Consider the following 756-nt stretch of genomic DNA (forward strand, 5'->3'; position numbering starts at 1 on the left):
GGGTGGGACGGGGAGGCGGTGTGGCGCGCGCACGGCGCGTGCGAGCACCAGGGCGCCCACGACCTTGTCCACGGCGTTGTGGCGGCCCACGTCCTCGCTGGCCGCGAGCAGCTCGCCGTGGGCGTCCAGCGCGGCGGCGGCGTGGACCCCGCCGGTGTGCTCGAAGTTGTGCTGCACCGCGCGCAGGCGTTCGGTGGCGCGGGCCACGGTGTGGGCGGAGAGCACGGGGCCGGGCGCGACGGGGGCGCAGGTGGCCATCAGGTCGTCCACGGTGCGCCGGCCGCACACGCCGCACGCGGAGGTCGTGAGCGTTCCACGGCGCGTGGCGGCCACGCGCTCCAGATCGAGCACGGCGCCCGAAGCGGGGGTGACCTCCAACACGTTGCCGAAGCCTTCCTCGCCGGGGTGGCCGCAGTGGAAGAGGCTGCCCAGGTCGTCCCCATCGATAAGGATGCCCTCGCCAAAGAGGAAGCCCACGGCGAGCTCGCGATCATGGCCCGGAGTTCGCATCGTCGTGGCGACCGTGTCGCCGCTGACGCGGATCTCCAGCGGCTCCTCCACGGCGATGCGGTCGTCCTCGGCGGCGCGCAGGGACGCTCCGTCAAAGCGGCGCACGGGACGGTGGGTGAGGCCCTTGAGCTCGGCGCGCTCGGCGCGCTCGGCGCGCGGAGGACGTGGCGGGGGCGCGGCTTCGCGGATCCACGCGACGATGAAGTCCGCGACGGCGCGCGCGTCGCGGGAGGACAGGCGCGGGAG

The 756-nt window shown here is 75.1% G+C and carries 1 protein-coding gene; it reads right to left on the minus strand.

Going from position 1 to position 756, the window contains the following annotated elements:
- The coding region (locus D7V97_RS43415; RefSeq protein WP_233583627.1) for a formate dehydrogenase accessory sulfurtransferase FdhD at positions 1-756 on the minus strand (756 nt) is incomplete at both ends.

It is taken from the genome of Corallococcus sp. CA053C, from assembly GCF_003611675.1.
Classification (GTDB): domain Bacteria; phylum Myxococcota; class Myxococcia; order Myxococcales; family Myxococcaceae; genus Corallococcus.